Raw genomic sequence first — 25,383 nt, 5'->3', positions numbered from 1 at the left:
GCCACGCTCGTCAACGTCGCCATTGAAGCGCTTACACTGTCGGTTGTGCTGTCCTTGCCGGCAGTCCTCGTCGCTACGATAGTGGGACTGATCATCAGTCTGATCCAGGCCATGACTCAGATTCAAGAGCAGACACTTTCCTTCGCCGTGAAGCTGATCAGCGTAAATCTTGTGCTGGTCGCCACCGCGAGCTGGTTTGAGGAGCTCGGCCGATACACCACGCGAATCTTCGACAAGATCGGTGCAGTATAGGCGTCATGTTGTCATTTGATCCGGATGAGATGCGTACCGCCCTCGTTGTTCTTGTGCTCGCGGTCGCGCGCATATCGGGCATGATGCTGGTCGTCCCAGTCCTCGCGCGCAACCTGGTGACAGGAATGGCACGCAACAGCGTGATCGTCGCATTGTCGTTCCCTGTAATAGGACGCGCCTGGACAACAAGGCCTGAGGACCTCGACTTTGCCAGCCTGATGCTGATCCTGGGCCTCGGACTGAAGGAACTTCTGCTCGGTCTTGTACTCGGCTTGCCAGTTGCTGCCGTCATGTGGGGCGTGGAGGCGTGCGGCACGTTCATTGACAACCAAAGGGGGGCATCGATGGCCAGTCTGCTCGATCCGGCAAGCGGCAATCAAACCTCGCCGCTTGGGACATTCCTGGGTGAGCTTTATCTCACATGGTTGTTCGTCACGGGAGGCTTCTCCAAGCTCCTGGAGGCACTCTATCGCTCGCATGAAATCTGGCCTGTGTGGACCTTTCGTCCGACAATTGGTCCGGCGTTCGTCGGGGCGGTTCTGAGCCTCGCGGACCTCGTCATGCTGTTGACATTGCTCCTCGCCGGCCCAGCCATCCTCGCCATGTTCTTAAGCGAGTTGGGTCTGGCACTGATTGGTCGGTTCGCGCCACAATTGCAGGTCTTCTATGTCGCTATGCCGGTCAAAAGCGTGGTTGGTTTGCTGCTGCTGATCCTGTCGCTCGCGACAGTTTTGACTCATGCTGGCGATCACGGGCCATCGCCTGTCGCACTTGTTCGCCGCATCGCCATGTGAGTATTCATGCCAGCTGGTAAGAGCGAAAAACCGACCCCGCAGAGGCTGCGCGAGCTGCGCAAGAAAGGACAGGTCGCTCAGAGCAGGGAGGTTGTCTCGGCGGTGCTGACCATTGGGTTCTTCGCCTTGTTCGTCGCCTCTTTGCCTCGCCTGGTGGACCGACTTGAGGCCGCGCTCCTGTTACCTGTCGCGTATTTGAAAAATGAGAACTTTGTCGTTGTCGCGCTGCAACTCTTCGGATCGTACGGCCGTGAGATACAGAGCCTGACAATGCCGTTTCTCGGCGTCGTCCTGATCGGCGGTGTCGGCGCCCACATGTTGCAGATCGGAGTGCTCTTCTCGCCCTCAGCAGCGGCGCCATCGCTCATGAAGCTGAACCCAAGTGAGAACATCAGCAGGATATTCTCGTCGCAGAGCCTCTTCGAGCTGAGCCGATCAGTCATGAAGGTGCTGTTGCTCGGTCTTGTTCTTCTATTTGTGGTTCGCGCAGCAGTAAGTTCGCTTGTATGGATTCCGAGCTGCGGAATATCCTGCCTGGCTTTGCTGACGGGTAACCTCTTATTCCATGTCGCAGTCTGGGCGGGGTCGATTCATCTTGTCGTGGCAATTGCGGACTTCGCATTCCAGCGGTGGCAGTTCGAGAAGAAAAATATGATGTCGCTGGCGGAAGTGAAGCGAGAATACAAGGAAAACGAAGGCGATCCCCTGATCAAAAGGCGCCGCAAACAACTTCGTTCGCAATTAATGACCAAGAATCCTGTCGCCCTGGCGCGCAGTGCGACCGCGTTGATCTCCAATCCCACGCATATTGCAGTGGCGCTTTATTACGATGGGCAACAGACTCCGCTACCCGTGATTGACGCTATCGGTACCGATCTGGTCGCACAGCAAATGATCGCGGCCGCCACCGCCGCCGGCGTGCCCGTGATGCGAAATGTTCCGCTGGCGCGTGCGCTCCTGGAAGACGGACTGGTCGATGAATACATCCCGTCACACTTGATTGAACCTATCGCAGAGGTGTTGCGAGCGCTCGGGGATCTTGCGACCGAGGCTGGTGGTAGTCCGCTCTGATTCATCAGTTGCGAGCTTCGGAATAGTCACCATGGCGCGAATGAAATAGACCCCTTGGGGCCAGCCTCGACGCCATCCTCATCAGAGCCGAGTATTTGGTCGTGAATTGTTCGGCAACATTCACTCCCTTTTGCAGATCGACAATGCCCGGCGGCTGCTTGCCCGCATACTTGGATCATGCCGCCAGGAAACCTCGTCGTTTGGCGAGAAGGTCCGGCCAAGTTGCAAGACATGATTTCGGATCGCTATTGGGCGCCCCCTAGGATGTGAGTAATACAAGGTCGGCGCAGGTTGTGGCGGATCGAACAAGAGGTGTCCGGAGGATGCCACGCGTTTCGCATCCGCGATATGTCGCTGTTGCGAGCTCCCGCCTTCATCAGCTTTCAGGGAAAGTTCAAAATAATCGTATTGGCCGTCAACCTGAACGATAGCCGCGCTTGCGCCGATACGAAGCGGCCCTATCATTCGTGCCGATGCACTCATAATGACTCAATAGTTTGCACGCCGCGGACTCTCGCGTACCAAGAGAGCAGGGCTGTCCAATGCTCCTGGATGCGGAAGGTGGTTCTCGGCGTCGTTCAGTCGGGATAACGGGCATCTTGTGCAAGACGCTGTTTGTCTCAGCGCCGGCGTCGAGCCGCCGATCTGGCGGTCGACGTGCTCGAGTGGCTTGCACTTGCGAGCGGCCGTCGGGTGTAGGTCGGACCTGGGTTGGATCGGCGCGGTGTTGGTGAGGAAGCGAACGTGGATCTAGATGAAACGATACAAAGGTCCCGACAAACGATCGAGCAAATGGACTGCCTTCTAAGGAGGGCGGGCGCTCAACTTGAGTGGCTGGCTCAACTATCGGACGCCGGGGTTGCCGGCCCGGAGTCCCCTCCTGCCAGCGGCGATTGCGTCGGGGGCTCTGACGCATCTTCTTTATGCGAGCAGGCGGCCCCAAGCGATGGTTTGCCTTCACCCGAAACGACTTTGAATCTTTCATGGTTCGGACGAAGGGTGTGATATGGCAAGCGGGGTCGAGCAAGACCTATTGAGCGATCCTGAGGCAGCCGATGCGATTGACGGCGGAGCCTCGTCGCATCTCGCGCTCGACCTCATGGCGGGCCGCGCGACGTTGGGCGATGTCGTTGGCATTACAGACGAAGAGCTTGAGGCGCTATATGCGCTGGGTTACCGCTATTACTGCTGCGGTAAATATGAGCACGCGCTGAGCTTTTTTCGCTTCCTATGCTTGCATCGACACACCGACGCGCGATCCTGGCTCAGCCTGGCTGCCGCCAGTCAGATGCTTGAGGATACAGAGGGGGCGGTGCAGGCTTACAGGTTGGCTGCGCTGCTGAACAGCGAGGACCCGCAGATACCGCTTCGCGCCGCAGAATGTTTGGTCAAGCTCGGGCGCCCGGCAGCAGCCATAGTCGCGCTCGGCGATGTCCTAACGCTCAGCGCCGGAAATCCCGAGCTCAACACGTTCGCCTGGCGCGCGCAGCGGATGCTCGACCGTCTGAAAACGGAAAGGAACTCAAATGGTGCATAGCTTGAACGTAACCGGTTGGAACAGTGAAGCGCAGTACGAAGCAGGGACGCTGCTTGTACCCGGTCGCTCCTTGATTTCTCGTTCAGGCGCGCTCGATACGACAGCAATTGGCAATTTGCCGCCAGCAGTCTCCCGCAAAATCGTCGCATCGGGTTCGATTCCGAGCCTGGCGTTGCCGCGCGGGCTCGACCCGATCGAACTTGCTAACAGTCTGCTGGCAGTGAGGATCAAAATGGCTGATCGGCTAATTGCGAGCGGAATGGCGGATGTTCGACATGAAGGCGAACTGCTACGGCAGCAGCACGAGAAGATCGGCAACAAGATCATCGAAGCCGCTAACGCCATGGCGAAAGCGAAAAAGAGCGCGCACATAAGGAAGTTCCTCGGATGGCTCGCGGTCGGACTCTCGGTCGCGGCCGCCGTGGTCACTGGTGGCACTCTTGCGACAGTTGCCGCAGCAGTGACAGTTGGCGTTGCGGTGCTCAACGAAACGGGTGTCGTCGACAAGATGACCCAAGCGATTGCCAAAAGTCTCATGAAAAACGGCATGGATGCCGCTCAGGCGAACAAAGTGGCTATCGGCATCACGATGGGCATCATATTGTCCGTTACCGTGCTGACGGCGGGCGCCGGGCTTATGGGGGGGGCTGCGAATGGAGCCCGCGCGGCCGCTATGTGGAGCCGCCTTGGTGAGGCCGGCGCGTCGGCTCTCCGTGGACTTGCCTCCCTCGCAAAGCAACCGGGCGCGTTGGCAACCGTCCTCTCAAGGGCCATGAACCAAGCCGCTTCCACGATCGCAGATACAACCTCGAACGCTGCCAGGATTGCTCAGATCAGCCAGAAGGTTTCGACCGCCGCCCGCGTTGGCGAGGCAACTGCTTCGTTCGGCGAGGCCGCTGCCGGCATAGCGAATGGGGTTCAGCAGAAGGAGGCCGCTGACGCTCAGGCGGACGCGTTGGACATAAGGAAGCGAATTAATTGGATGAAACAGCTTCAAAACAACGAGATGGACTTCATCAAGCAGCTCGTCCTCGACCAAAAGGCGACCACGCAGAGGATTGCCGAGGCTATCGAGAGCCGCAGTGCCAGCGATGCGTCTCTCATCCGTGCCTTCGCCTAATCACTTCTAACAGCCGTCTCTTGCGAGCGTAGGGAACGTATTCATGCTAGGTGCTATCGAGCGTGTAAATGTCGCCGGCGTTGATCCATTGGACAATGCCGCGCATCGTCAGCTTTCGCCGAGTTCGCCCTCCGTCTCCCTGCGTGGCACCCGCGCACCAGAGCCGACCACTACTCAGTCGTTTGTCCATAGTACTCACGGCGCGCCAAGTTCTGCACCGCTTGGAAACGCGGAGTGTCCTGAGCGTGTTAGTCAACGGACGCTTTCAGGTATTGCGCCCAAGCTCGAGGACCTTGCGACGGGAAACAGCATGTCGGCGATCGCGGCGCTCATTGTTCGTCTCAATTCCGAGCTTCGCAAAGCTGCCAGAGAGGACATGTGGGCTGCGGTTGGCGCCGATATCGCTGCGCAGGACGCGGCCGCCAAGTCGATTCGAAGCTCAGGGCTCTACCAGTTGATTGGCTCAATCGTCGCATCGAGTGGCGCTATCGCCGGCGCCGGCATGAACCTCAAGGGTGCTCGCCAGAGTCAATTGCGGTTCGACAGCAATGCACCCAAGGCCTCGTCTGGCCTTGAAGCCCACAGTTCTGACAGCATGAGCCATTTAGATGTTACGCGCATGGCTCACGCGCAAACCGCAGCCCAACAGGAGACCATGAAATGGGGGGGCATGGCCGCCATGACAACGGAAACGTCCAAGATCGCCGGGGCCGGCTTGAACATGGCGTCCACTCAATGTCAGGAAGAAAAAGCGAAGCATGACGCGGATAGCACCAAGGCGAAGGCGCATGCGGAGGACGAAAGACAATTCATCGATTACTATCAGACGCAGATTCAGGACATGCTGAGCAAGCTTGCGGAGATGCGTAGCGCAGATAGCGAGACGAGGAGCAAACTCGTCAACATGGCCTGAGTGCAACCCATCGTTTGAACAAACGATGTTCCGGAAGGAAGCTAGAAAATGATCAATGGAACTGCAAGCGTGCCGTCTTACAGTGCGGACTATGCCATCACGGATGGGCAGTCGCTGTATTCAACCATGATGCTGCTCATGATGGAGCGACACGGCATCTACGAGAAGGAGCTCCGGGCTGATTTTGCCAGCATGCAGGCGCGCAACGATCTTTTGAAAGACATGAATAGCGCATTGGCCACCCTGCGGGCCGAAAGGCCAAATGACGATAAGACTGTCAGAGCGTACGGCACCTTTGTCGATTCGCAAGGCAAGACCCGAAGCGTTTATGAGTTCATACAGGCGAATGGCATCGCCATCGAGACTAACAATCACGACGTGTATGGCATACAGGCGGAGTTTGACGCTGCGATCAACAATGTTAAAGCGGCGATTGATAGCGCCAACAGCGAAGGGCAAATGGCAGTGATTTCGTTGCAAGGGCTTCTGGATAAGCTCAATCAGGTCACTGAATTGACATCTAACGTCCTGTCGAAAGACGAAAAGGCCAAGGAGGCTGTCATTGGCAATATTCGATGATGGGCCAGTATTGACTGCTGCGGGCAGGTAATCGCTGTTGCAATACAAAACGCCACAGGACGGGTCAGCAGGATGCGGTCAATCAATTAGTTTGATAGGCCCATAGCGGCCTGTTCTGGGCTTGTGATGGATCGAGGGAGCTCGTCTTTGGTCCATCCGTGGAAGGAATGATCGGGGCCCGTTGCCCTCGGCAACAGGAAACGCTGGCAGTCTTTCGAAAAGTACCGGGATCAGAGATGCTGATCAGCAGCAGGATCAGCGTCGCTGCGGTCTGTCAGTCGCCTTGTCGTTCTTCAGGATCTCAAGGTTGAAATTCTTGTCTATGCGAGGCGATCTCAAAAGCATTGGGCTCGATCTACCGCTTCAGGTATGGCGGGGGCTCCCGATTGGGTCGTTGCGTTGCGCTGGGCTGACGACCTGGGAGCGGGGCCGTGCCCACATGCTGCCCGTGATATTCGCCAGTATACACGCGCCAGCGAGCCGCCTCTCGGAAAGAGGCGGACGTGCAGTCTTAAGAAAGGCGCCATGCATATTCGCTCTAACTGCGAATGCCTTGTCAGGCTCTGCGAAGAAACACCTCGTGCTCCAGACCTGGCGGTGCAATGCTGGCTATGTAGTCCAGTCCGCGGATGGTCAATCTTGTCTCCGGCCGTAATTCGTGCGGGAGCACACCATGCAGCCTCACTCCTTCCTTTAGGTCCTCGCTCGCCCACTGCTCGCCATGGTTCCATCCTTGCGGAAGATACAACTCGAGTGCTGGCATCGCAGGTTGCGATTGCGCCGCCTGAAATGCCGCACCGGCCGTTGAATTTTCATGACCCATGATGGCGTCGAACTTGGTTGATTGACGCTGTCCGCTGGCGAATGGCCAGCGAAAGCGAACATCTGCAGAAGCTCCGCAGTATCCGGGCTTTGGGTCGGCAGCCGCCCGGCTTGCTCGGCCTCCAGCCAAATGCTGTCGGGATCGACGTCTTGGTGCAGCGAGGGAACGGTCGCTCCGGGTCGATTGACGCTGTCCGTCGGCGAATGGCCGCCCGAAGCGATCATCTCCGGGAGCTTCGCCGTATCCAGACTCCCAGTGGGCGATAAGCCAGCCTGCTCCGCGCCCGGCCAGAGTTCCCCAGGATCGACCGCGTCCGACAGCCGGCGACCAGCCGGATCGGGCTGATTGACTTCGTCTTCTGGCGCGCGGACGGAAGAAGCGAGCGTCGCTATAAGCTCTGCGGTATCGAGACTTTCGGTTGGCAGCTGATCAACGGTACCGTCCTGACGCTCCGCCAAATTGTCGATCGTCTGCGAGAATATCGGTTCGTCGTCCAGGAGCCGCCGAAGTCCTCCGGGTCGACACTCAAGATCGGCGAGAAGGCCAGATCATCATTCGCCAGCGCAGCTACTTCCCCCGGGAAGTGCGCTCGGCTTTGCGGTATTCACGGATCATGCCGAGCCCGCGGATGAGGCTCTGATTGCTGGGAAACAGCTGTTTTTGCAAGCTCGAGGAGTTCGATGTGGTCCAGCTGATCAATCTCCTGGCCACAGCCGGCGAGGGCCCCTGCAAACCTGAGGAGATTCTTGACGGAAGCTTCGACGGCTTTCTTGGGGCGTTTGCTGGCGGCTGCCGCGGCCTCGATGAGACTCTTGTCTTTCGTGGAGGGAGGATGATCGGCCGGGTTGCGCCTTTCCAGGATAGCGGGGTCACGATGCTCGAGAAGCACTTCAAGCGCGAAGCTTATCTGCTTGTCGCCCTCGTGTGCTGTCTTGGCATGTGCAAGAAGCGCATGGTGATCCAGCGCTGCAATTGTCTGTCCGCGGGCTTTGAGAGATTTCGCCAGCCTGTGAAAAGCCTGGTAATATCTCTCGGTGGTCTTGGGTATCCACGTTCGACGCGCAGCAGCTGCCTGGACGGCGCCGTCGATCAGGCTTGCATCCTCTTTGGAGAGAAAGGCGTGCTGCAATTGATCAGGCTCACGCTACTTTCGCAGCGCGCTCAATGCCGAAAGCAAACGCTCAGGTTGCTAGCGGCGCATGATGGCGCCCGGTTTTGTTGCACGAGTTCCAAGCTCAACGGAGAAAGCTGCCGGTCGGTTCGGCTGTACCTCGGCTGTCTCGTTCGTCGTAGAGTTTGGGTATTATATACCCTAAAGTACGCATTGAACTTATGTGCCCTTGTATTAATGCATGGCTTGGGGTATTAACATACCCCAAGGAGCGCATCGAGATGGTAGGGCAGAAAGGGAAAGTTGAAAGGTTTCTATCCTCACATCCGGTCTTCACCCGGACCGAGTTCCGCAAAACCGTGTCTCCGGGCCAGCCGCTCTCGTCGTCGGACTCTTTGCTTAAGTACCACGCCGCCTCCGGACGAGTACGCCATGTCGCGCCGGGTGTGTATGCCTTCGTCCCGCCGCACCTGGATCCGGCGAACTTCCGTCCCGACCGGATTCTGGTCGCATCGCGCATACGCGCCGATGGTGTGGTCGCATACCACACCGCACTCGAACTGCACGGGCTCGCCTATTCGGAAAGCTCTCAGACCCAACTCCTCAGCGGAGGTCGCCCGGGCGAGATGAAAACGCTTGTCGGTCCCGTCAGGTTCGTTGCGCAACCCGCCTCGCTGCGCCGTCGCTCCGAGGAAATGTCCGGCACGATCACGATGGACCGCCGCGGTCTCGACGTTATCGCGACCGGCGTCGAGCGAACGCTCGTCGACTGCATCGAGCGCCCGGACCTGACCGGCGGCGTCGAGGAACTCGCAAACGCGCTCCACAGCGTCAAAGCGTTCGACGTGGGCAAATTCGCGAAGTTCGCGCTCGATCGCGACAACCAGACGCTCGTCGGTGTGTGCGGTGCCTGGCTTGAGAGCCGGAAGGACGATCTCTTCGTCGACACTCAGGTACTAGACGAACTGAAGAGTGCCGCCCCGCCGGCACCGCGACCCGCGTTGGGAAGCGACGCCAAAGGCCGTGCGATGGAAGGCTGGAACGTCGTCCTACCTCCGGATTTCCTCAACCCGTCCTTCGAAGGAATGTCACCGGAGATAATGCCGTGATCTCGGTCGAACGCCTCGAAAAGATAGCCACCGACGTTTCGTTCCAACCGGCCTCGGTGGAGCGCGTCATCCGGTTGATCGACGTGCTCCACCAGATCGCGAACGACCGCGAGCTCGGGAAGCTGCTTGCCTCAAAGGCGGCACCGCGCTCAACTTGTTCTATCTCGCACTAGACTAGACCGGCTGTCCGTCGACATCGATCTGAACTACGTCGGCGCCGCAGACAGGGCACGCTGGAAGTGGACGTGAACTACCTCTTCCGGACACCGTTCTTCGGCTGGAAGAGGATGAATTCCGCAAAGCTCGGCGACTACGAAGCGAAGAACGTCGGCGTGGTCGACCTCCACGAAATTGCCGCCGGCAAGATCGTCGCCTTGGTGGTCCGGCGGGCATCGCGTGACCTGTACGACGCCTGGAGGCTGCTGCAGAACGAAAACATCGACTGGACGCAAGTCAAGGTCGGGGCGCTTGCGATCGGCGCCGCCTCCATGGATCTGGATTGGCGCACGGTGTCGCTGAAGGACTACAAATACGATCTCAACGACCTGAACAACAAGCTGCTGTCCGTGGTCAAGAATGGCATGTTCGACGCGGAGGGCGGCCCGAAGAAATGGTGCGACCGGATCCTAGAGCACGCTGTTTTTATACGGAAACATAGCCCGAGTTTTTGAGATAGTTGGCGCACTCTTGTGCAGAAAAGAGGTCGAGGAGTTCGCCGACCTTGCGCCAGGTTGCCTCGACATCGCGCGGTTCTGCGGCTCGCATCAGATGTTTGAGCTTGGCGAAGACCTGTTCGATCGGATTGAGATCGGGACTGTAGGGCGGCAGGAAGAGCAGGTGCGCTCCGGTGGCGCGGATCGCATTGCGAGCGGACTTGCCCTTGTGACTGCCAAGATTGTCGAGGATGACGACCTCACCTTTTGCCAGAGTTGGGGCCAACACCTTCTCGACATAGAGGGTGAAGAGTTCGCCATTGATGGGGCCGTCGATGACCCAAGGTGCGCTGATCTGGTCGTGCCGCAGCGCTGCGATGAAAGTCATGGTCTTCCAGTGACCGAAAGGCGCGGATGCTTGGAGCCGCTGTCCACTCGGTCCCCAACCGCGCAGTGGCGCCATATTGGTCTTGATCCAGGTCTCGTCGATAAAGATCAGGCGTGAAGCGTCAATCTTGCCTTGATGGGCCTTCCAGCGTGTCCGCTTACGGGCGATGTCGGGGCGATCTTGTTCGACTGGCAGGATCGTTTTTTTTGAAGCTCAGCCCTTCGGCATGCACAAACGTCCACACCGCCCGCACATCGGCTTGATCCCGCGCGCCGCCAGTTCCTGTGTCAGCTTCCGCAAAGTGAATGGTCCCGAGAGAACGCGCTTACGCAGCCAATCAGCATTGGCACCGGACAGAACCGGCTTCTTGTGACCGCCGATCTTGCCGGGCGAAACGCCCCCAGTCTCCCGTCTCAGATTCTTCCACTTCGTTACACAGGACGGGCTGATCTGAAGCGCCTCTGCAATCGAACGAACTGTCTCTCCTGCATCAGCTCGCGCCAGAGCCCGTTCACGAAGGTCTTCTGAATAGGGTCGCGTCATCCATGCTGGCCCCCGTTCTCCAGCACGGAGTTTGAATCAGAAATCGCTCCCGCTGGGAATCCCGATTCTGCGAAAAAACAACATGCTCTAGCGGAATGTCAAGAAAAACTGGCGCCGCTCTTCAAGCACAATGACGGGGAGTTGGCCTTCCTCGACGCGCTCTACGACCGCGGAAGCATCCAAGTTGATACGCTTCCTGCGAACGACGATATGAAAAAGCGCATCGAGACCTTTCCCGCGCTCCGGTGGAAAGCGCAACATGTTGCGCAGCACTTGGGGCGAAAGCCCGGTATCTGACCGACGAGTCGAGACGCGAACGAAGACCACGTCACCGCGCCCTTGTCGGGGCAAGGAAACCATCTCCAAGCCGTCGACTCGTTCGCCAACGGTCCGCGTTATGCGCGAGGACGAGAAATAGCTCCAGTTCATATCGCCGAAAAGATCCGTTGCTTTCGACTAATGGCTCCTGCGGCTTTCCAAGGATTCGTTGAGCAAGAATCGACGATGTCCCGTCGGGATCTGGTCGCGCCGGATCGAGGCAGAGAACCGCGCCGCCACGAAAGACGTCATTGGTTTCCTGCATCTTGGCGACGTCCGAGAGCGCACCGCTGGGGCGTTGCCTTACGGCTCGCAGAAGTGGGGCGAACTGGCGCGGGCGCTGGTGGCGCGGCCTACACTGCTGCTGCTGGACGAGCCGTTCGCCGGCGTCACGTTGAGCGAGAAGCTTGCGCTGTCCGAACACGTGCGCCACGCGCGCAACAGCTATGGCGCCACTATCGTGCTGATCGAGCACGACATGGGCGTTGTGATGGGCCTCTCTGGGCGGATCGCAGTACTCGACAATGGCCGCAAGATTGCCGACGGCGCGAGCCGATCAGGCGGTGGTCGACGCCTACCTGGGCGTCGCGCATCAGGACGTCACGGAGCTCGCGATCTGATGTTCGATTATCAATTTCTGGTCGAGAGCCTGGTCGGCCGTCTGCTGTCGGGGGGATATGCTCGCTGGTCGCGATCGGCTTCGTGCTGATCTACAAGACCTCGGGCGTGCTCAACTTCGCGCAGGGCGCGATGCTACTGTTTGCGGCGCTGACCTTTGTCGGCCTGATCGAGCGCGGCATCTCGCTTTCCCCTCGCTTCCTAATCACGCTCGCGATCATGGTCGTGCCGGCGTCAGCGTCGAGCGCGCGGTGCCGCGGCCGCTCGTCAATCAGCCGCCGATCACGTTGTTCATGGCGACGCTCGGGCTGTCCTTCGTGCACGAGGACGCAGCTGCTGGGGGGCAGGTTCACGGCCTCGACGTCGGCATCAGCGACGTTACGACTCGACATCGCGGGGTCTTCATTAGCCGGTTCGATTTGTTCGCCGCGGCGGTTGCCGGCAGCCTGGTGGCGCTGTTCGCGCTGTTCTTCCGCTACACGCGCACCGGGCTGTCGTTCCGCGCGGTCGCCGACGACCCGTTCGCGGCGCTTGCCATCGGCCTGCGGCTGGCGCGGGTCTGGGCCAGCGTGTGAACCGCCTCCGGCATTGCCGCGCTGGTCGCCGAGCTGCTGTGGGGCGCGCGGCTTCGGCATGTAGTTCTCGTCGTCCCTGGTGGTGCTGAAGGCGCTGCCGGTGCCACTGCTGGGCGGCTTCGATTCGATCGCGGGCGCGATCATCGGAGGTCTGTTGATCGGAGCCATCGAGAAGCGCGCCGAAGTCTATGTCGGGCCTCTGTTCGGCTTCGGCATCGAAGCCTGGGCCGCCTATGTCGTGGCGCTGGTGCTGCTCTTGGTGCGGCCGTCGGGCTGTTGGGGCAGAAGCTAGTTGGGGATGTGGCAACTGTGCCAGAGTCTGTTCCGTTCTGGCATCTCTGGTGGCTGTGTCACTGAAGGCGGACCTTTCAACAGTAAGCGGCAAGCTGAGCTTTCAATTACCCATAATTTTTGCCTCGATCGCAGCTCCCAGTTCGATGTCGGTCAGCCGCGATAGTCCGCGCCAGATCACGGTATTTCCTGGAGGCGGATCGTTGGCTCGGGCTAAATATCCTCCGAGCCGCGCGATCTTGACGACATAGTGCGAGAGCGTGCTTCGTCGAGAGCAATCGCCACCCCTGTCTTTCACCAAATGATCAAGAAGCCTGATTTCGGGATCTGTCAGCGCGGTTTGCGGTAGGGTATTCGGCGAGGAGCGATTGAGCATCGTCATCCAGAAGACGCGCCAACTCACAATGCAGAAGACCGCGATCAGATTGACCAGACGCTCAGCAGTTCGCAATTTTGAGTCCTCTGCTTTGCAGCCCGATTTGAGGATCTTATGGAAGACTTCGATCTTCCACCTCAAGGCATACCATTCGATCTTATTGATGGCGTCCTTGCGCGATTGGACCGGGAGATCGGTGAGGAGCTTCCACTCGATTTTCTTTCGCCGCTTCGGCCTTCCCCGCTCCTGAGCGTGGATCACGGTCAGAGTGAGTGCGGGATATTTCGTCTGTTTGCCGATCGGCGGCAGGACGCGTGTCTTGCGGTACCTGATCTCAAGAACGGCGTCGTCGGGATCGCCTTTGTCGTCCTTGACCTTGATCCGATGTAGACCCTTGATCGTCACCTCGTCCATTTCGTCGGCAATTGTATGATTGCCGTCCCCGGCAAGCCGATCAACACAGGTTCGCACCAGGAAATGCGTTCCAACCTCCTCGGCCAGGCAAAACAGCTCATAGATGTCGCTCTCGCGATCACCAATATGAACGCATCGTCCAGGAGCAGCGAGAAGGTCGGTCGATTGCCGCAAATTCTCGAGCCAGCGGATGCTCTCCTTCTGCTCGATCGGCACCCGTGTCGGATTGATCTTTCGCTTCAGCGCCGTCGTCCCCTTGAACTTCTTGCGGGTCCAGAACTTGATTGCCGACAGTCCGAGCGGAAGCCCCTCGGTCGTCACGGCGAGACTCGAATGCATCAGGATGCCGCACTGTGTGCGTCCTGCCGTCTTGCCCGTAAAGCCGATCAGATCCGGCTTCTCGCGCTTGAAGCTGAATTCCGTCGTGTCATGGAGGACGAGGATCGGTCCCTCCGTCGCCGCTACGCGCCCGCGCGTCGCCTCGAAATGACCGCAAAGAATATCCGCCTCGTTGACCCGCTCGTTGGAGAAGAAGCGATAGGCGGCCTTGGTGTTGGCCCAGTCCTGACAAACCAACGGGATGCTTTGACCCATGTCGCTCCCGACTTGTGCGAGCAATTTGCAGAACCGGCGACCAAGCCGCTCATCCTTAAACTCGCATCCCGCAGCTTCTCGATCAACCCACGTCTCGATACCGGTTGTCAATCGCTGAGCACGCGTCTCCGCGCGTTCCTTCACCAACCCCATCGAGCACCCCACTTCCGAATCAGGTGCTCAACAATGAATCACAACAGATTCTGCCGATTCAAGATTTCGCCCGCCGCGCCTCGCTCAAATCCGAGTCAAATGTGGGTAATTGAAAGCAAGCTGAGCCCGTCAGTCGGTACGGCTCAATGGCATGACTGCAGGTCAGCTCACAGCCTGTGGATATTCACTTCGAGGTCACCGTCCAATTGTTGAAATTGAAGTTCATTCCTCCCGGTGACGAAGTAATCTCGACACCGTATTGGACGCTACCAACCTTTATGTCGCCAAAGTAGTTTTTCGACTTGATCCAGTCTAGGACGCTCTTGATGTCCACCGTGCCGTTGTTGGTTTTCGAGGTACGTAGCAGTGAGATGACCTTGTGACCATTGAAGCCTTCAAACACGTTCCAGGTCGCTCCACCTATGTTGACATTGCTGTAGACCGGGATCGCGGCCCCGGAAGGGGCGTAATGATACGAAATTGGCTTAACGTTGCCGCCACCGTCGGGATTTCCGGTGTAGTTTGTCCAGAGCATGATCTCGTGCTCGTTTGAGCTGTCCCAAATATCATAGGCGGTGTCCCAAGCGCCGCCGCCAGGCACTTGCTGGTTGAAGCTCGAGGTCAAACTCTTGATGGAGCTGAGCGGCTTTCCGATGTTGATAGTCTCGTGCGGATAGCTCTTGATACCAGGAGTGTTAGGCTGGTTCGACCAGACGTCCCACTGGTTGGCGGCGCTCACTGAAATCGTCTGAGGCCCAGCGCCCGCCCCCCACACGTCATTGTTCCAAGAGTAGATACCGCGTGAAAAGCTCCCGTATGGAGCGCTCGACCTCCAAATCGGAGCTTTCGCCGACCCTGGCGCGGCAGCTGATGATGACGTGGCTTCATTCACGGCCTGCCTAAATCGGTCATGATCCTCCTGTGTTTGGACGTTTTCCGTTGGGGACCCTGGCGAGCCCGCGCCACTTATCCGATTGGTCTCCAAAGCTTCTCCTATCTGGTTTGAGAACAAGGTCTCCTGCGTACCCGCCGAGCACGCACTCTAGGTTCGTGGCCGGTTCAGTCGCAGGCGGCATCAATACCTAGAGACTAGGCTCGAATGCTAGGAAGGATGGCTTTCGAGAAGCTGACGAGCTCGAGACAAAAAGTGGACTCCGTCCCGGTTTTCCCTCTCGGATGTCAGCCGTCGGTCTGAAACAGACAGCACGCTCCATTTGATGGCCAGCCTCGTTCGAATACAGTTGGAGCGAACGTCCAACAAGGAGTGGGAGCTCTCAATTCGTTGTCAGAGTTAGCAAATCTTGGGGCTGCTTCCAATTTCAATAGCCGGCGGCGACACCCTTATCATTCGTCGGTCTTCATTCGACTGAAAGGGATTAATCGAGGTGGGTAGCTACCGGCGCAAACGTAGCGGTGAGCCAATGGTGGAAAGAATGCGACGCAGAAACAATTGTCGAACGGAACGTGATGAGAAGTGGTCGGGCCGCATGGAGAGCCTTGAGTTAGCCGCGCGTTTCCGGCAATCAGCCGAAGACGTTTTGAGAAAAAGGCAAGGAACAGGGAGCCCGGGGCAATGTTTCCCAGAAGCGCAATATATCCGGTCCACTCTCGTAGCCGAGCTGGCAAATCGTGATTGGCATCGCCGGATGGCTATACACACCAGATCTGGCGGAAACCTGACTTGGTTATCCCGGTGCAACGGGTCGTCCAATGGTCGGCCAGTCCGGTGGACAATACTGGTCGTATCTCGGCAAGCGGTGAGGGCTTGATCACGCAGGTCGGCGCTATTGCAAACAGGCAATGACCGGAGCGGAAACTTGACCAAGTTTATGCTTGGGCGCTGTTCCCTCCACGTGGCCGACTGAACTTTTGCGGAAATAGCCTCAGTCGGCGTCCTCGACCTGAAGTCGTCATCAAGCTGTTGCCACTGTCCGAACTGCGGCAAGCCGCTTGGTTGCAATTCGTGGTCCCACCAGATGGCGGCTTCCCATGCGGCCGATGCTTGCGCGGCGATCTCTTGCGCGCCGTCGTCGAGACCGGCCGCGTCGTGGGGCAGCACCAGGTCGAGATCGGGGACGTCGACATGCGACTCATCCCAGGTCAATCAGCACGACTCTTATGGAAACGCTGCACTTCTAGATCATCAAAGAGCGAGATTGGGAAGTGCCGCAGCTTTTATTGTTCGACTTTCTTGATGCGTTCGCCAGGCTGCGCGCGCTTCAATGAGTCGCATTTGGCAGTGAGGGTGCGCGTCAGTTTCTCGACAGCTAAATCGGCTAGACTGGAAACGTAGGGGTGCTTTAGCCTGCAAAGCGACCGCAACAGACCGATAGGGATAGACCGACCTGAAGACAAATCTATTGAATGGTCCAGACGTTTCACGGACGTGCTACGTTATCGTCCGGAGCAATCGAGCTTCGAGCGCCTGAGGGATTGCAACCGCCCGCGGCGAGAATGCCGCGCCGTCAGGCCGCGGGCACGTCATGCTCGATCGCGGGCGGCCGTGATCATGAAAGTAGCCTCTGAGCAGCCAAGCTCGGATCTTCCCGCAATTATGGCATAGCGACAGTTCGCGCATCTATCGGCAAGGCTGTCAAGGGAGAATGAAATGGATCCATCTAACAATATCAACCCATCCGCCGCTCGCACGTACTCTGTGGAGCCGCAACTCGAAGAGGCATTGCAATCAGAGTTTGAGCAGCAACTTGAAGAGACTCAACCGATCCACCGAACATCAGCTCCACTGGAGACTGGATCATCGGGGATTGTGACGGACGGCAATAAGAGAGCGCGGACTATCCAGGCTGACGAACGGTGCGCGGCCGAATCCTTTGTCAGAACGCGCGCTCAGCTAGCCACAACGTTGACCTGTGCAAACGCCGGGGCGCTCAGACGAGAAATCGAACTGGCTGCGCAACAAACAGCACAGTGGCCAACAGCGACTGGGCCGTCAGCCGGCAGTGTCGATCGCAGCCGCGTTTTCGATGACGTGGTGGCATCGTCGTATGCGCAGCTGCAACGTTTTCAAGATCACGCGGCCCATTGCAAGCCGCGTGTGTTGGAGCGTCAGAGCGCGATGGACCATTTGCGTTCGATGGCGTTTTTGCGTTACGAGCACGCCCCCTGGAATATTTGGGGAGGGCAACGACTTGATCTGGGTCGCGCAGCGGCAGAGCACATGAGGGGAGATACCAATTCTTCGCCCTTTGTGTCACTGTCCGAGGACGCCTCGCGACTGCTGCTTTCGCCTGACGATGCCAACGAGTATGGCGCAAAAGCGATCGCGGAAAGCTCGAACGAGTTGCACACCTACACGGTGCCGAGAGTCGCTACCTGGACGTCCGAACAGATCGTCCGGATACTCGAGGACGGGACCGAGAATGATGAACCGGATCTAGCATGGGTGAGCGATACGCCAATCGAAGAGCGCGAGGTACTGTTTCTGGGCGGCAATTTGGATGACTATCGGACCGCTAGCGAACCGAATCCATACAGGGGATGAGTGGGGAGGATCCGGAAGGAACATTTGTCCTGCCGATCTCGAAGGAGATGATGTCGGCCTGGTCCTTGGCGCCCGGGGTGCGCGTCTGCACGATGTAATAGTCGGCTTGGCCCGAGCCGGTGGTGGACGACTTCTCGACGTTGACGCGATAGTCGTCGCCGTCGCGCGAGGCTTTGGACAGGTTGTACCACCAGTGCCCGCCGGTGGCGCGTTCGCTGGTGGAGTAAGTCCCGAGGAGGCCGCCATTGCTCTCGGCGGATAGCGGTTCGGCGATCCGGCTCGGCCCCGGCTCACATCTACACGTGTGGGCCATCCAGCTCAAGGCAAGAGACACAGAACACGTACCCTCTCGTGCCGGCTCCGATCGGCTGGATGTACCACTACCAGCCCGAAGTTGCTGGGAAAAAGAGTGAATTCGCGACTACAGGTTAGCCTGCCTGTACTAGCGAACCCAACAGTAGTTTGGGCGCGCCGGCGGTCCGCTGTCTGACGTGATGTGCTCGTCGCGATCGATCAACCTTTCTGTCCTTCGCCCACGCACCGAGGTTAGGCGGGCGACGGGCCTCGGCGACGAGCCACTGGTCGAATATCGGCCGTCGATCATCTCGTTGATGCGCGACGTTGTCGCCGCTGTGCCCTTCTCCGGCGCGGCGCTGTCGGAGCGAAAGAGGTAAGGCTCACGCGAGCAACTGTCTCGACTGGATCGAGCAGTTCTCGCTCATCGCCCCGGCGTTTGACGTCCCCGGCCAGGCCGTCGTTGATGGCGCGGTGGTGGTCGTCCATGAGGGGCGGACCAATTTCAGCGAACTGCAGGCCGCGCTTTGCCCGGGGCGGCCATGATCGTTTGCCCTACTACGCCTTCGACCTCTTGTCGCTGGATGGCCAGGACTTGCGGAAGACGCCGCAGGTCGAGCGCAAGATCATGTTGCAGGGGGCTGTTCGACACCTGCCAGCTCGAACCGCCGGTACTTTTTCAACGAGCATGTCGAGGGTGATGGACAGAAGCTGTTCGAACACGCTGCGAAGCTCAATTACAAGGGTATTATCTCGATGAAGATGGGCGCCCCGTACCGCTCCGACCGCAACGTAGCCGGGCTGAAGGTGAAGACTGTCCGGCGGCGCGAGTTTTCGGTTGTCGGATTTCGTCGCACTGTACCTGGGAAAACAGGTGGGCAAAGAACTGGTCTACATGGGCAAGGTCGGGACCGGTTGGAAGCGAACGACGTCGAGCACGATCCGCAAGACGCTGGGCAGTGAAATTAGCCCAAAAGGTAAATTGAGTAAGCCGCTCAAGAAACCCAAAGCAATGTGGGTAGAGCCTGTTCTTACAGCGAAAATCGAATGCCGCGACATAAGGTCCGAAGGTCTTCGTCGGGCGAATTGTTCAAAGTTATCGCGATCGTAACCTAGGTTGTGGAAACGATCATCATAACTTCATACGCTCATTAGAATGGTGAGCCTCAACGCTCCCGAGAAAGAATGCTGAGGACGTTATGAAGAAAACCAGAAATAGAGCAAAGCAAATCACATCGCTTCAGGACCGGCTCAATGTGTTTGCTGACGATATCTTCCACAGGGCAGCGCGGCTTCCGCCAGGCGTCGAGCGCGACCAGCTGCTGAAGCGTGCGAGGACGGCGGAGATCGCAGCTGACATCGATCAATGGGTATCGTCTTCAGGTTTGCAGTCGCCGACATAGGGCTTGGAGACATCTCCTCCTCCAAGTTCTGGAAGGGCCCTCGTATCCGGCGGGGGCCCTTCGTTTGGAACGGAGTTTATCTGCGGCGTGTTCTAGGACCATGAGTGTATACGCCCTTGTGGAAAATGCCGCCGGCTGGGCACTTCGCACTGGCCGCCGTCGACATCTCCCTGCCTCCCGTGTGAGCTGACAAATCCACCTTCGGCGCCCCTTTATGCCCCGGATCCCGATCAACCTTATCGAGACAATGTCGCACCAGGCGTGAACGACGCTCTTCCGGGGCGAGGTGGAGAGCCTTGGCGGAGCGATCGCGTGGCCGGCAGTTCGCAGCAAGGTGCACTCCCGCGACATGCCCGGCCGCGCCGGGCCGCTGGCAAAATCCTGGTCCTTGACGTCTGTTGTCAAATATGACAACATGTGTATGCCCGAATTCGTCCGCCCGATCTCATGGTTGAAGGCCGCGAGAAAAGACTTCGAGGAGTTTCCGCCCGGCGCGACATCCTGACAGCACTGACGATTGCCGCGCGGGGTGGAAAGGCCGACATCGCCAAGCCATTTAAAGGCGTGGGCTCGGGTGTGTTCGAGATTGCCCTGAACACCGTGGCGATGCGTTTCGAGCGATCTATGCGGTGCAGATTGGCGATGACGTGTCGGTAATAGATGCGTTCCAGAAGGAGTACAAAAGCGGGATCAAGACGCCGCAGATGGACGTGGACCGCATCAAGGAACGGATCAAGCGATTGAAGGAGGCTTCGCGATGAAAAAGGAAGCTGTGGAACTCGTCCGTGGCAGCGGCAATGTCTTCCGTGATTTTGGCTATCCAGACGCGGATATTCAGCAGGCCAAGGCTATTCTCGCGGCAAAGATCGTTGGCGTCCTGGACAAGCAGGATATCAGCGTGCGGAAGGCGCACGATCTAACGGGGTTTGCTGCGGCCGACTTCTCGCGCGTACGAAAGGCCAATCTCGACCGTTTTACGCTCGATCGCCTGATTGCCATGCTCGTGAAGCTCAATCAGGACGTCGAAGTTAGGATTGAGGTGAAGCCGAGGCGGCAGCGGCATCTTGTGCCCGCGTGATCTATCCCCGTGTCGCTGGCCTCCGGCGAGCGCCGGGAGATGGGGCAGAGCTTTCTGCAATAATGGATACGCCGGGCATTCGAAAGGGCACTACTTTTTTTGCCTAGTGCCACACGCCAAGCGTATTATTGGTTGAACCACAAGCTTGCTTTGGGGGACGTGTTGACAGTCGCCGCGGCGGCGCTGCCGGCCTTATTGCGGACCGAGAAAACCGTGCCCGTGTCTGGGCACAGCAGCACCGGCAGAAGCCAAGTCCTGTCTAGGTGGGATTCGGTGCCGCCGACCATGGCCGCGCAGATCGATTTTCGGCCCGAGGCGCTCGCTGCCGCAATGGCGCGGACACAAACGCTGCGCGCGGCTCCCGATGCGATGCTCACTCATTGGGCGCGGGCACAATTCACCGACGTCGATCGATTACCTTAGGGCGACACATGAAGTTGCCACGGATGGTCCCCGAGTGGAAAGAACAAGACGGGCGCAAGTCGGAAAGAAAACAAAGCAGACGCAACGCAATACGAATCTCGGACCGTTACTGTGGCACGAAGAATGCAGACCCTCGGAATGCACTGGGCGCCTCTCTTGGGCATGGCCAGCATCGTAAGTTGAGGCCATGGCTCGTCAGTGAAATTGGCGACACGTGGAACTTACGCGAGAGATGGCGCCTGCTGGTGTAATCCCGGCGGGTCCGTATTACGCCGCCGAAGAGCCAATAGCGGAACGCGCTAGAAAGGACACGAAGGGCCTCGGCAAATGAATGCAGAGAATAACTTCGCGGCGCGGCTGATTGACGCCGGGCGCCTCGCGGCAATAGCACGTACATGCGGCCTGAAGGCTGACGTCCCATATTACGTCAATGAGGCGCTCAAGGAGCTTTGGCGAACCAGGTCTCCTGAAGAGGCAAGAAAGATCGCAAAGCGATGGGTCTTGTGGGACGCAGACGGAAGGCCATGGCCACGCATGCCCCCGCTGGAAAACGTGGTCTCGTTCCACCGCACCGCTACGGCACCGGTCGTGAAGCCGCCGGCGACGCCATTACAGGCAATCCGGGACTGGTTCGAAAAGCAGGATGGAGAAGTCCGTCGCGAGATCGCTGGCATGGCGGTGCTTTTGCTCTTCGAATGTCGCGGGGCTCCCGAAATTGGCAGCCAAGAGTGGTGTGAGTATCTCCGGCGGTGGCTGGACCAAGCGGGACTATCAAACCATGCGGTCATTGGCCGCGCTTTGACGTTCCGCACTTGTTTTGAGTATTTCGCGGAGAGCAGGTTCACCGAGTCGGGGTGGACGCTGTCCGAAAAGACCGCGCTTAAAATTCTTGAGGAAGCCAAGCTCCACCCGAACTCCGAAGCTGCGCGCCTCGCACCGACTGCCCAAAAAATGCTTGATGCCTTGCCCGCTCGAAAAAGCCGCTGGATCGAGGTGCGGAAGTCCTGGAGAGAACTTGCCGGTGCCCGCCTCACACCCCGAGCTCTCAGGATTTGGAGCACTTCGCACATGCAGAGGGGGAGGCGGGACTCTGGTCGGGAACTGTAGCGGTACTGCCGAACGATTTTAGCGAGGCACCAAGGGCGGTACGTGAGTAGGCGGAATGTTATCCGAGTGCCACTGTAATCAAGAAGTACGGTGTCGGGGCGACGGTGCGACTACTCAAGCCCGTTTTGTAGAGCTGATGTGTCGAGCTGACGACCAGGTCTTCAAGCAAGCGGCCGGCTCTACCGCTGAGCTATACACCCGATGCCCTTCGCCTTTCGCTTGGGCGGCTGGAGCTCGGTGCAATGTTAGCCTAATGTCCATGCGACGTTTAGGAGAATGTTAGTTGTCGAAATCGTCGGCCTGCGCACGGTTGCGTACCGCCGCCTGAGCTAACGTCAGTCATACGTCTATGTCTTCAATCTCTATTCGCGCCTCTCCAGAGGAAAAATCGGGTCCGCAAATAGGTGCTCGCAAGTCTCGGCGGCCGGTTTGAGACGTGGCGCGAGATCACTCCACTCACTGCGAAGATGGTCGAGGACTTCCTGGCCGTTCCCGCTTAGCTTCTCGAGTGCCGCGATCAGGCGCAAGCGGACTGTCGGCGCAAAAGGATTCTCCGTCTGGATCTCAGCAAACGTCTCGGGGCTACCAGTCAACATGCGCCCGAGTCCCGCCAGGAGAAGGTGATAGGGGGGCGGACCGACCTCAAGTGGAAATTCAGTGTTCTCGTCGCGAAGGATGCTCGCGAGCGACAGGAGCAGCGCATGCGTAGCCAGCTGACGCTGCGCAAGAAGCTGGTCGTGAGCTGCGGCATCAAGCGCGACAAGGCTCGCAGTCGTGCGCCGTAAAAGCTGCAGAAAGGCTTCGAGCCTCGGCCCTGATCGATACGCGACCACCGCGATTGGACGATTTGCCCACCCGAGCTCCGGGCTAAACAGTGGATTGAGGCCAAGATACTCCACCCCGCGAGGTAAGTTGGTCGCCCAGGAGGCGGGTTTCGTCTTGACCGAAAGCGTCTCGATCAACAATGCGTCGCCTTTGAACTGCCGACAGGCAGATCTGAACGCAGCTCCTGCTACCGTGAACGGCAAGGCAAGGACGACAATATCAGACCCCGCAATAGCGGATTCTGCCTCCAGCGTCAGGTGGATCGCATCGCTCATGATCAGGTTCTTATCTATTCCAGCCACGGGCCGGTGATCCACGAAGCGTATTCGTCCGCCAGACGTTATGAGAAGTTCAGCCAGCTTCAGCCCGACGCGTCCGGCTCCAATGATCGTCACTTGTGAACCTTGTGTCATCTGTTCCCGCCTGATCGCGATTAGTGTGTTTGTGCCGCGCCAACTTTTTCGCGTGCCCAGCCATCAATTGCGGACCAGGCGCTCCAATCACAATGCGTGCCACACCTGAACTTTCGCGTCCGTTCCAGCGGGCAGCCTCCGTCTAGAGGAAAAAGGGAATAATAAATCTGGAATCGGCTTGACAAACCGCTCGCCATCTCAATGTCGTCGGTGTGCAGGTCGTGCAAGGAAGGGAGCGCCGAGATTCGCACGCGAATCGAGGACGCACCCTCGCTGCATTAGCTGCATCAGTCGCTCCAATATAGGCGGGATTGCAGACTAGGAGCACATCCGGGGATTTGGGACACAGCGCCGGCGGGCATAAAGCTCTGTTCGCGCCTAGCCATAAACACGGACTTGCTCTGTAGACACGAATGTCCCCGCGATGCTTTGGCCAAGTGGGCTTAGTTGCGGAAGCTGTATAAGGCGGCTGGGGTCTCGCAAAGAATCCGTCCTCTCGCGTCCGCGTCTGGGACGAGCTCCTCGAGCCACCCGAACGCCTGTGCATAGGATGGTGCATAAGCGTGGGCGGCCGTCACATGCGGCCACTCCGAACCCCAGAGCAGCTGTTCCGGTCCGAGCTCCTTCAGCAGCCGAGCCGCCGCCGCCTTGGCCCAGTCATCTGGGACACGGCCGATCCCCGACAGCTTCACCCACACTTCGGCAGCTTCAGCGAGTGCCAGGAGCCGCTCCAAGCGTGGATCCCAGGTGGGGTCGCGGATGGTGTCTGCAAGTCCGAAGTCGCGGAACACCAGACGATGGCCGTCGGCCAGGAGCTGCTCTATGAGGCGCTCTCGTTCTTCGACCCCGCTGGACACCTCCAAGTGGAAGCCGAGCTGAAGGGCTGCCTCGAGCGACTCGGCCAGCCGATCAGGAGCGTCGAGGCTCAGCGCCAAACCGACGGCGCCTGATCGACCCCATTGCTCCAGGATTTCAGGCGCCAGCGGTTGCACAAGCGGCGGAACGAGCCTGACTGGCATTCGAGCACGGCTCGCCTGGGTGAAGAGCTCCGTCGCATCGGCGTGCAGGAAGGTGGGTTGGACCAGTACCAGCCCGGTGATCGCGCACGCGCGAGCCGCGCCATCCAACAGTTCCATGGAGCCGTCGATGACGGGCGCCGTCCGCCGGGCCTCTCGGCGGAAGGCGTGGACCTCGCAATCGATCCTCATGGTGCGTCCTTGCCGTGGAATGTAACCGTCACGCTGTAGTTCCCTTGTAACCGCAGGCTGTCCGTAGACACTCTCCAGCTTCTGCTCATGCCCGTCGCAGGCGGCGTCTCACAGCGTGTCCAGCCTGTGACGCTCGAACTCGGAGATCGCGCCGATACTACCGAGCCCCAAGATGGAAATGCTTGTGTGCCATCTCGATAAGGGCTCTTTGTGGGTGGTCATTTGATTATTTGCTCATTGCTTCCATCCTAGCCTGCTTCCCTTAGCGCGAACTAGCGAGAGGGACAAATGCCACCGCAGAGCAGACCGAAATCACTCGTACGTTTCAGGTGAACATGACGTGAGAGTCTCTGTACGTTATGTACAGAGTGGTTCTTCTTAAAGCTTGGGAATGAGATGCATCGGACACGCATGCACGCGCCCCGATCCCGATCCAAAAGTACTTGCATAAGCGCGTCAAATCCTCGCTTTATCGATGGGTGAAGCATGGCAGAACCGGCTTGATGAGTGATTTGCCCGGAGCTGCTAAAACGACCCAGCTACGCTTCGCCTTGCTGCCAATGGCCGCGCCAAAGCTCAAGCGATAGCTTAAGCTTTGCGAATGAGGCGCGCGTTCGCCGCCAGAGCTTCGGAGAGGAAGCAGCTTCTCTCGCGACCGATGCCACAGGGCTTTAACTCCCCTGAACGCCCAGCGCAGTTTATGCCTATGGGCAGGGCCGCGGCGCCGTCCATGGCTTGAGGCTACTTGAGCTATCTCGGCATCATTCACTGCGCGGTTATGAGGCCTGGAAGACCATGAGCCGCGCGACACGTGCACAGCGCTGGTCGCCGGTGGATGGCCTTGGCAAACAGGAGCAAGTCGCGAGCCAGATCATCAAGCGAGGCCTTACCGGCACTG

General features: G+C 58.7%; 25 protein-coding genes and 4 pseudogenes. 19 read left to right on the top strand and 10 right to left on the bottom strand.

Going from position 1 to position 25,383, the window contains the following annotated elements; translation table 11 throughout:
• The first annotated feature begins 21 nt into the window (after positions 1–21).
• The 7 genes from sctS (at position 22) to CI41S_RS15990 (ending at position 6,266) form a co-directional block, all read left to right on the top strand.
• Positions 22–252 carry a type III secretion system export apparatus subunit SctS gene (gene sctS / locus CI41S_RS16020; protein WP_211434478.1) on the top strand — a complete coding sequence of 77 codons (231 nt, stop codon included), beginning with the start codon at positions 22–24 and terminating at the stop codon, positions 250–252.
• A 5-nt stretch (positions 253–257) separates the two neighbouring features.
• Positions 258–1,046: a type III secretion system export apparatus subunit SctT gene (sctT, locus tag CI41S_RS16015; protein WP_139860284.1), complete on the top strand. Its 789-nt coding sequence runs from the start codon at positions 258–260 to the stop codon at positions 1,044–1,046.
• A gap of 6 nt (positions 1,047–1,052) precedes the next feature.
• Positions 1,053–2,117, top strand: a complete 1,065-nt coding sequence (locus tag CI41S_RS16010) for an EscU/YscU/HrcU family type III secretion system export apparatus switch protein (RefSeq protein ID WP_139486137.1) — start codon at positions 1,053–1,055, stop codon at positions 2,115–2,117.
• A 1,006-nt stretch (positions 2,118–3,123) separates the two neighbouring features.
• Positions 3,124–3,654 (top strand): SycD/LcrH family type III secretion system chaperone, encoded by a 531-nt coding sequence (locus CI41S_RS16005; protein WP_139486136.1) that lies wholly within the window; start codon positions 3,124–3,126, stop codon positions 3,652–3,654.
• Entirely contained in the window at positions 3,644–4,774 is a 1,131-nt protein-coding gene (gene sctE / locus CI41S_RS16000) for a type III secretion system translocon subunit SseC family protein (RefSeq protein WP_139486135.1), read from the top strand. The genes CI41S_RS16005 and sctE overlap by 11 nt, the downstream gene beginning before the upstream one ends.
• Before the next feature lie 310 nt (positions 4,775–5,084).
• Positions 5,085–5,687 (top strand): hypothetical protein, encoded by a 603-nt coding sequence (locus CI41S_RS15995; RefSeq protein ID WP_139860282.1) that lies wholly within the window; start codon positions 5,085–5,087, stop codon positions 5,685–5,687.
• A gap of 48 nt (positions 5,688–5,735) precedes the next feature.
• Positions 5,736–6,266 (top strand): hypothetical protein, encoded by a 531-nt coding sequence (locus tag CI41S_RS15990; protein WP_139860279.1) that lies wholly within the window; start codon positions 5,736–5,738, stop codon positions 6,264–6,266.
• 693 nt (positions 6,267–6,959) lie between these two features.
• On the opposite strand, the gene CI41S_RS15985 is transcribed toward CI41S_RS15990, so the two are convergent.
• The gene (locus tag CI41S_RS15985) at positions 6,960–7,547 is read right to left on the bottom strand and encodes a hypothetical protein (RefSeq protein WP_139486132.1); all 588 of its coding nucleotides are present in this window, start codon (positions 7,545–7,547) and stop codon (positions 6,960–6,962) included.
• A gap of 146 nt (positions 7,548–7,693) precedes the next feature.
• Entirely contained in the window at positions 7,694–8,218 is a 525-nt protein-coding gene (locus CI41S_RS15980; protein WP_139486131.1) for a hypothetical protein, read from the bottom strand.
• 263 nt (positions 8,219–8,481) lie between these two features.
• Between CI41S_RS15980 and CI41S_RS15975 the strand changes: the two genes are divergently transcribed.
• The 3 genes from CI41S_RS15975 (at position 8,482) to CI41S_RS44400 (ending at position 9,980) form a co-directional block, all read left to right on the top strand.
• Positions 8,482–9,309 (top strand): type IV toxin-antitoxin system AbiEi family antitoxin domain-containing protein, encoded by an 828-nt coding sequence (locus tag CI41S_RS15975; RefSeq protein ID WP_139860276.1) that lies wholly within the window; start codon positions 8,482–8,484, stop codon positions 9,307–9,309.
• Positions 9,306–9,482 carry a hypothetical protein gene (locus tag CI41S_RS44405; protein ID WP_244626540.1) on the top strand — a complete coding sequence of 59 codons (177 nt, stop codon included), beginning with the start codon at positions 9,306–9,308 and terminating at the stop codon, positions 9,480–9,482. The genes CI41S_RS15975 and CI41S_RS44405 overlap by 4 nt, the downstream gene beginning before the upstream one ends.
• 66 nt (positions 9,483–9,548) lie before the next feature.
• Positions 9,549–9,980 carry a nucleotidyl transferase AbiEii/AbiGii toxin family protein gene (locus tag CI41S_RS44400; protein ID WP_244626539.1) on the top strand — a complete coding sequence of 144 codons (432 nt, stop codon included), beginning with the start codon at positions 9,549–9,551 and terminating at the stop codon, positions 9,978–9,980.
• Here CI41S_RS44400 and CI41S_RS15965 read toward each other — a convergent pair.
• Positions 9,952–10,893, bottom strand: a pseudogene (locus tag CI41S_RS15965) (IS630 family transposase). The gene CI41S_RS44400 and the pseudogene CI41S_RS15965 overlap by 29 nt on opposite strands.
• 87 nt (positions 10,894–10,980) lie before the next feature.
• Positions 10,981–11,259 carry a hypothetical protein gene (locus CI41S_RS15960; protein WP_139860274.1) on the bottom strand — a complete coding sequence of 93 codons (279 nt, stop codon included), beginning with the start codon at positions 11,257–11,259 and terminating at the stop codon, positions 10,981–10,983.
• Between the two features lie 157 nt (positions 11,260–11,416).
• Between CI41S_RS15960 and CI41S_RS15955 the strand changes: the two are divergent.
• Together CI41S_RS15955 and CI41S_RS15950 are read left to right on the top strand one after the other, a co-directional pair.
• A pseudogene (locus CI41S_RS15955) lies at positions 11,417–11,831 on the top strand (ATP-binding cassette domain-containing protein); the annotation flags it as partial.
• Positions 11,831–12,696 (top strand): annotated as a pseudogene (locus CI41S_RS15950) (branched-chain amino acid ABC transporter permease). The pseudogenes CI41S_RS15955 and CI41S_RS15950, both read left to right, overlap by 1 nt.
• A gap of 102 nt (positions 12,697–12,798) precedes the next feature.
• On the opposite strand, the gene CI41S_RS15945 reads toward CI41S_RS15950, so the two are convergent.
• The 3 genes and pseudogenes from CI41S_RS15945 to CI41S_RS45160 form a co-directional block, all read right to left on the bottom strand.
• On the bottom strand, positions 12,799–14,232 hold the full coding sequence (locus CI41S_RS15945; protein WP_139860272.1) for an IS4 family transposase: 1,434 nt from the start codon (positions 14,230–14,232) through the stop codon (positions 12,799–12,801).
• Positions 14,233–14,416: 184 nt separating this feature from the next.
• A complete protein-coding gene (locus CI41S_RS15940) occupies positions 14,417–15,124 on the bottom strand; it encodes a glycoside hydrolase family 12 protein (RefSeq protein ID WP_244622474.1) in 708 nt (235 codons plus the stop codon).
• Between the two features lie 1,021 nt (positions 15,125–16,145).
• Positions 16,146–16,336 (bottom strand): annotated as a pseudogene (locus CI41S_RS45160) (aminoglycoside phosphotransferase); the annotation flags it as partial.
• Positions 16,337–16,840: 504 nt separating this feature from the next.
• Here CI41S_RS45160 and CI41S_RS15930 point away from each other — a divergent pair.
• Positions 16,841–17,734 carry a hypothetical protein gene (locus tag CI41S_RS15930; RefSeq protein ID WP_139860269.1) on the top strand — a complete coding sequence of 298 codons (894 nt, stop codon included), beginning with the start codon at positions 16,841–16,843 and terminating at the stop codon, positions 17,732–17,734.
• Here the strand turns inward: CI41S_RS15930 and CI41S_RS44395 are convergent.
• Positions 17,706–18,056 carry a hypothetical protein gene (locus CI41S_RS44395; RefSeq protein ID WP_244622473.1) on the bottom strand — a complete coding sequence of 117 codons (351 nt, stop codon included), beginning with the start codon at positions 18,054–18,056 and terminating at the stop codon, positions 17,706–17,708. The genes CI41S_RS15930 and CI41S_RS44395 overlap by 29 nt on opposite strands.
• A gap of 867 nt (positions 18,057–18,923) precedes the next feature.
• Between CI41S_RS44395 and CI41S_RS44390 the strand changes: the two genes are divergently transcribed.
• The 6 genes from CI41S_RS44390 to CI41S_RS15895 all read left to right on the top strand — a co-directional run bounded on the left by CI41S_RS44390 (position 18,924) and on the right by CI41S_RS15895 (position 22,039).
• Positions 18,924–19,139 (top strand): ATP dependent DNA ligase, encoded by a 216-nt coding sequence (locus tag CI41S_RS44390; protein WP_244626558.1) that lies wholly within the window; start codon positions 18,924–18,926, stop codon positions 19,137–19,139.
• An 88-nt stretch (positions 19,140–19,227) separates the two neighbouring features.
• Positions 19,228–19,431 (top strand): hypothetical protein, encoded by a 204-nt coding sequence (locus tag CI41S_RS15915; protein WP_139860267.1) that lies wholly within the window; start codon positions 19,228–19,230, stop codon positions 19,429–19,431.
• 629 nt (positions 19,432–20,060) lie between these two features.
• Positions 20,061–20,192, top strand: coding sequence for a hypothetical protein (locus tag CI41S_RS44385; protein WP_347339251.1), 132 nt, complete (start codon positions 20,061–20,063; stop codon positions 20,190–20,192).
• The gene (locus CI41S_RS15905; protein ID WP_139860265.1) at positions 20,189–20,509 is read left to right on the top strand and encodes a helix-turn-helix domain-containing protein; all 321 of its coding nucleotides are present in this window, start codon (positions 20,189–20,191) and stop codon (positions 20,507–20,509) included. Before CI41S_RS44385 ends, CI41S_RS15905 begins: the two co-directional genes overlap by 4 nt.
• A 132-nt stretch (positions 20,510–20,641) precedes the next feature.
• Positions 20,642–20,932 carry a hypothetical protein gene (locus tag CI41S_RS15900; RefSeq protein ID WP_139860262.1) on the top strand — a complete coding sequence of 97 codons (291 nt, stop codon included), beginning with the start codon at positions 20,642–20,644 and terminating at the stop codon, positions 20,930–20,932.
• A gap of 534 nt (positions 20,933–21,466) precedes the next feature.
• The gene (locus tag CI41S_RS15895; RefSeq protein ID WP_139860260.1) at positions 21,467–22,039 is read left to right on the top strand and encodes a hypothetical protein; all 573 of its coding nucleotides are present in this window, start codon (positions 21,467–21,469) and stop codon (positions 22,037–22,039) included.
• A gap of 362 nt (positions 22,040–22,401) precedes the next feature.
• Here the strand turns inward: CI41S_RS15895 and CI41S_RS15890 are convergent, their stop codons facing one another.
• Both CI41S_RS15890 and CI41S_RS15885 read right to left on the bottom strand, forming a co-directional pair.
• Positions 22,402–23,277 carry an NAD(P)-binding domain-containing protein gene (locus CI41S_RS15890; RefSeq protein WP_139860258.1) on the bottom strand — a complete coding sequence of 292 codons (876 nt, stop codon included), beginning with the start codon at positions 23,275–23,277 and terminating at the stop codon, positions 22,402–22,404.
• Positions 23,278–23,720: 443 nt separating this feature from the next.
• Positions 23,721–24,485, bottom strand: a complete 765-nt coding sequence (locus tag CI41S_RS15885; RefSeq protein ID WP_139860255.1) for an amidohydrolase family protein — start codon at positions 24,483–24,485, stop codon at positions 23,721–23,723.
• Positions 24,486–25,383: the final 898 nt, after the last annotated feature.

The organism is Bradyrhizobium ivorense (genome assembly GCF_900696085.1).
Taxonomy (GTDB): domain Bacteria; phylum Pseudomonadota; class Alphaproteobacteria; order Rhizobiales; family Xanthobacteraceae; genus Bradyrhizobium; species Bradyrhizobium ivorense.
This window is presented reverse-complemented; position numbering and strand designations above follow the sequence as displayed.

Bases quoted from the DNA above. Each gene is read 5' to 3' on its own strand.
- sctT (WP_139860284.1), top strand. From the start codon at position 258: ATGTTGTCATTTGATCCGGATGAGATGCGTACCGCCCTCGTTGTTCTT.
- CI41S_RS16010 (WP_139486137.1), top strand. From the start codon at position 1,053: ATGCCAGCTGGTAAGAGCGAAAAACCGACCCCGCAGAGGCTGCGCGAG.
- CI41S_RS16005 (WP_139486136.1), top strand. From the start codon at position 3,124: ATGGCAAGCGGGGTCGAGCAAGACCTATTGAGCGATCCTGAGGCAGCC.
- sctE (WP_139486135.1), top strand. From the start codon at position 3,644: ATGGTGCATAGCTTGAACGTAACCGGTTGGAACAGTGAAGCGCAGTAC.
- CI41S_RS15995 (WP_139860282.1), top strand. From the start codon at position 5,085: ATGTCGGCGATCGCGGCGCTCATTGTTCGTCTCAATTCCGAGCTTCGC.
- CI41S_RS15990 (WP_139860279.1), top strand. From the start codon at position 5,736: ATGATCAATGGAACTGCAAGCGTGCCGTCTTACAGTGCGGACTATGCC.
- CI41S_RS15975 (WP_139860276.1), top strand. From the start codon at position 8,482: ATGGTAGGGCAGAAAGGGAAAGTTGAAAGGTTTCTATCCTCACATCCG.
- CI41S_RS15945 (WP_139860272.1), bottom strand. From the start codon at position 14,232: ATGGGGTTGGTGAAGGAACGCGCGGAGACGCGTGCTCAGCGATTGACA.
- CI41S_RS15930 (WP_139860269.1), top strand. From the start codon at position 16,841: ATGGATCCATCTAACAATATCAACCCATCCGCCGCTCGCACGTACTCT.
- CI41S_RS44390 (WP_244626558.1), top strand. From the start codon at position 18,924: ATGGGCAAGGTCGGGACCGGTTGGAAGCGAACGACGTCGAGCACGATC.
- CI41S_RS15915 (WP_139860267.1), top strand. From the start codon at position 19,228: ATGAAGAAAACCAGAAATAGAGCAAAGCAAATCACATCGCTTCAGGAC.
- CI41S_RS15905 (WP_139860265.1), top strand. From the start codon at position 20,189: ATGAAAAAGGAAGCTGTGGAACTCGTCCGTGGCAGCGGCAATGTCTTC.
- CI41S_RS15895 (WP_139860260.1), top strand. From the start codon at position 21,467: ATGCCCCCGCTGGAAAACGTGGTCTCGTTCCACCGCACCGCTACGGCA.
- CI41S_RS15890 (WP_139860258.1), bottom strand. From the start codon at position 23,277: ATGACACAAGGTTCACAAGTGACGATCATTGGAGCCGGACGCGTCGGG.
- CI41S_RS15885 (WP_139860255.1), bottom strand. From the start codon at position 24,485: ATGAGGATCGATTGCGAGGTCCACGCCTTCCGCCGAGAGGCCCGGCGG.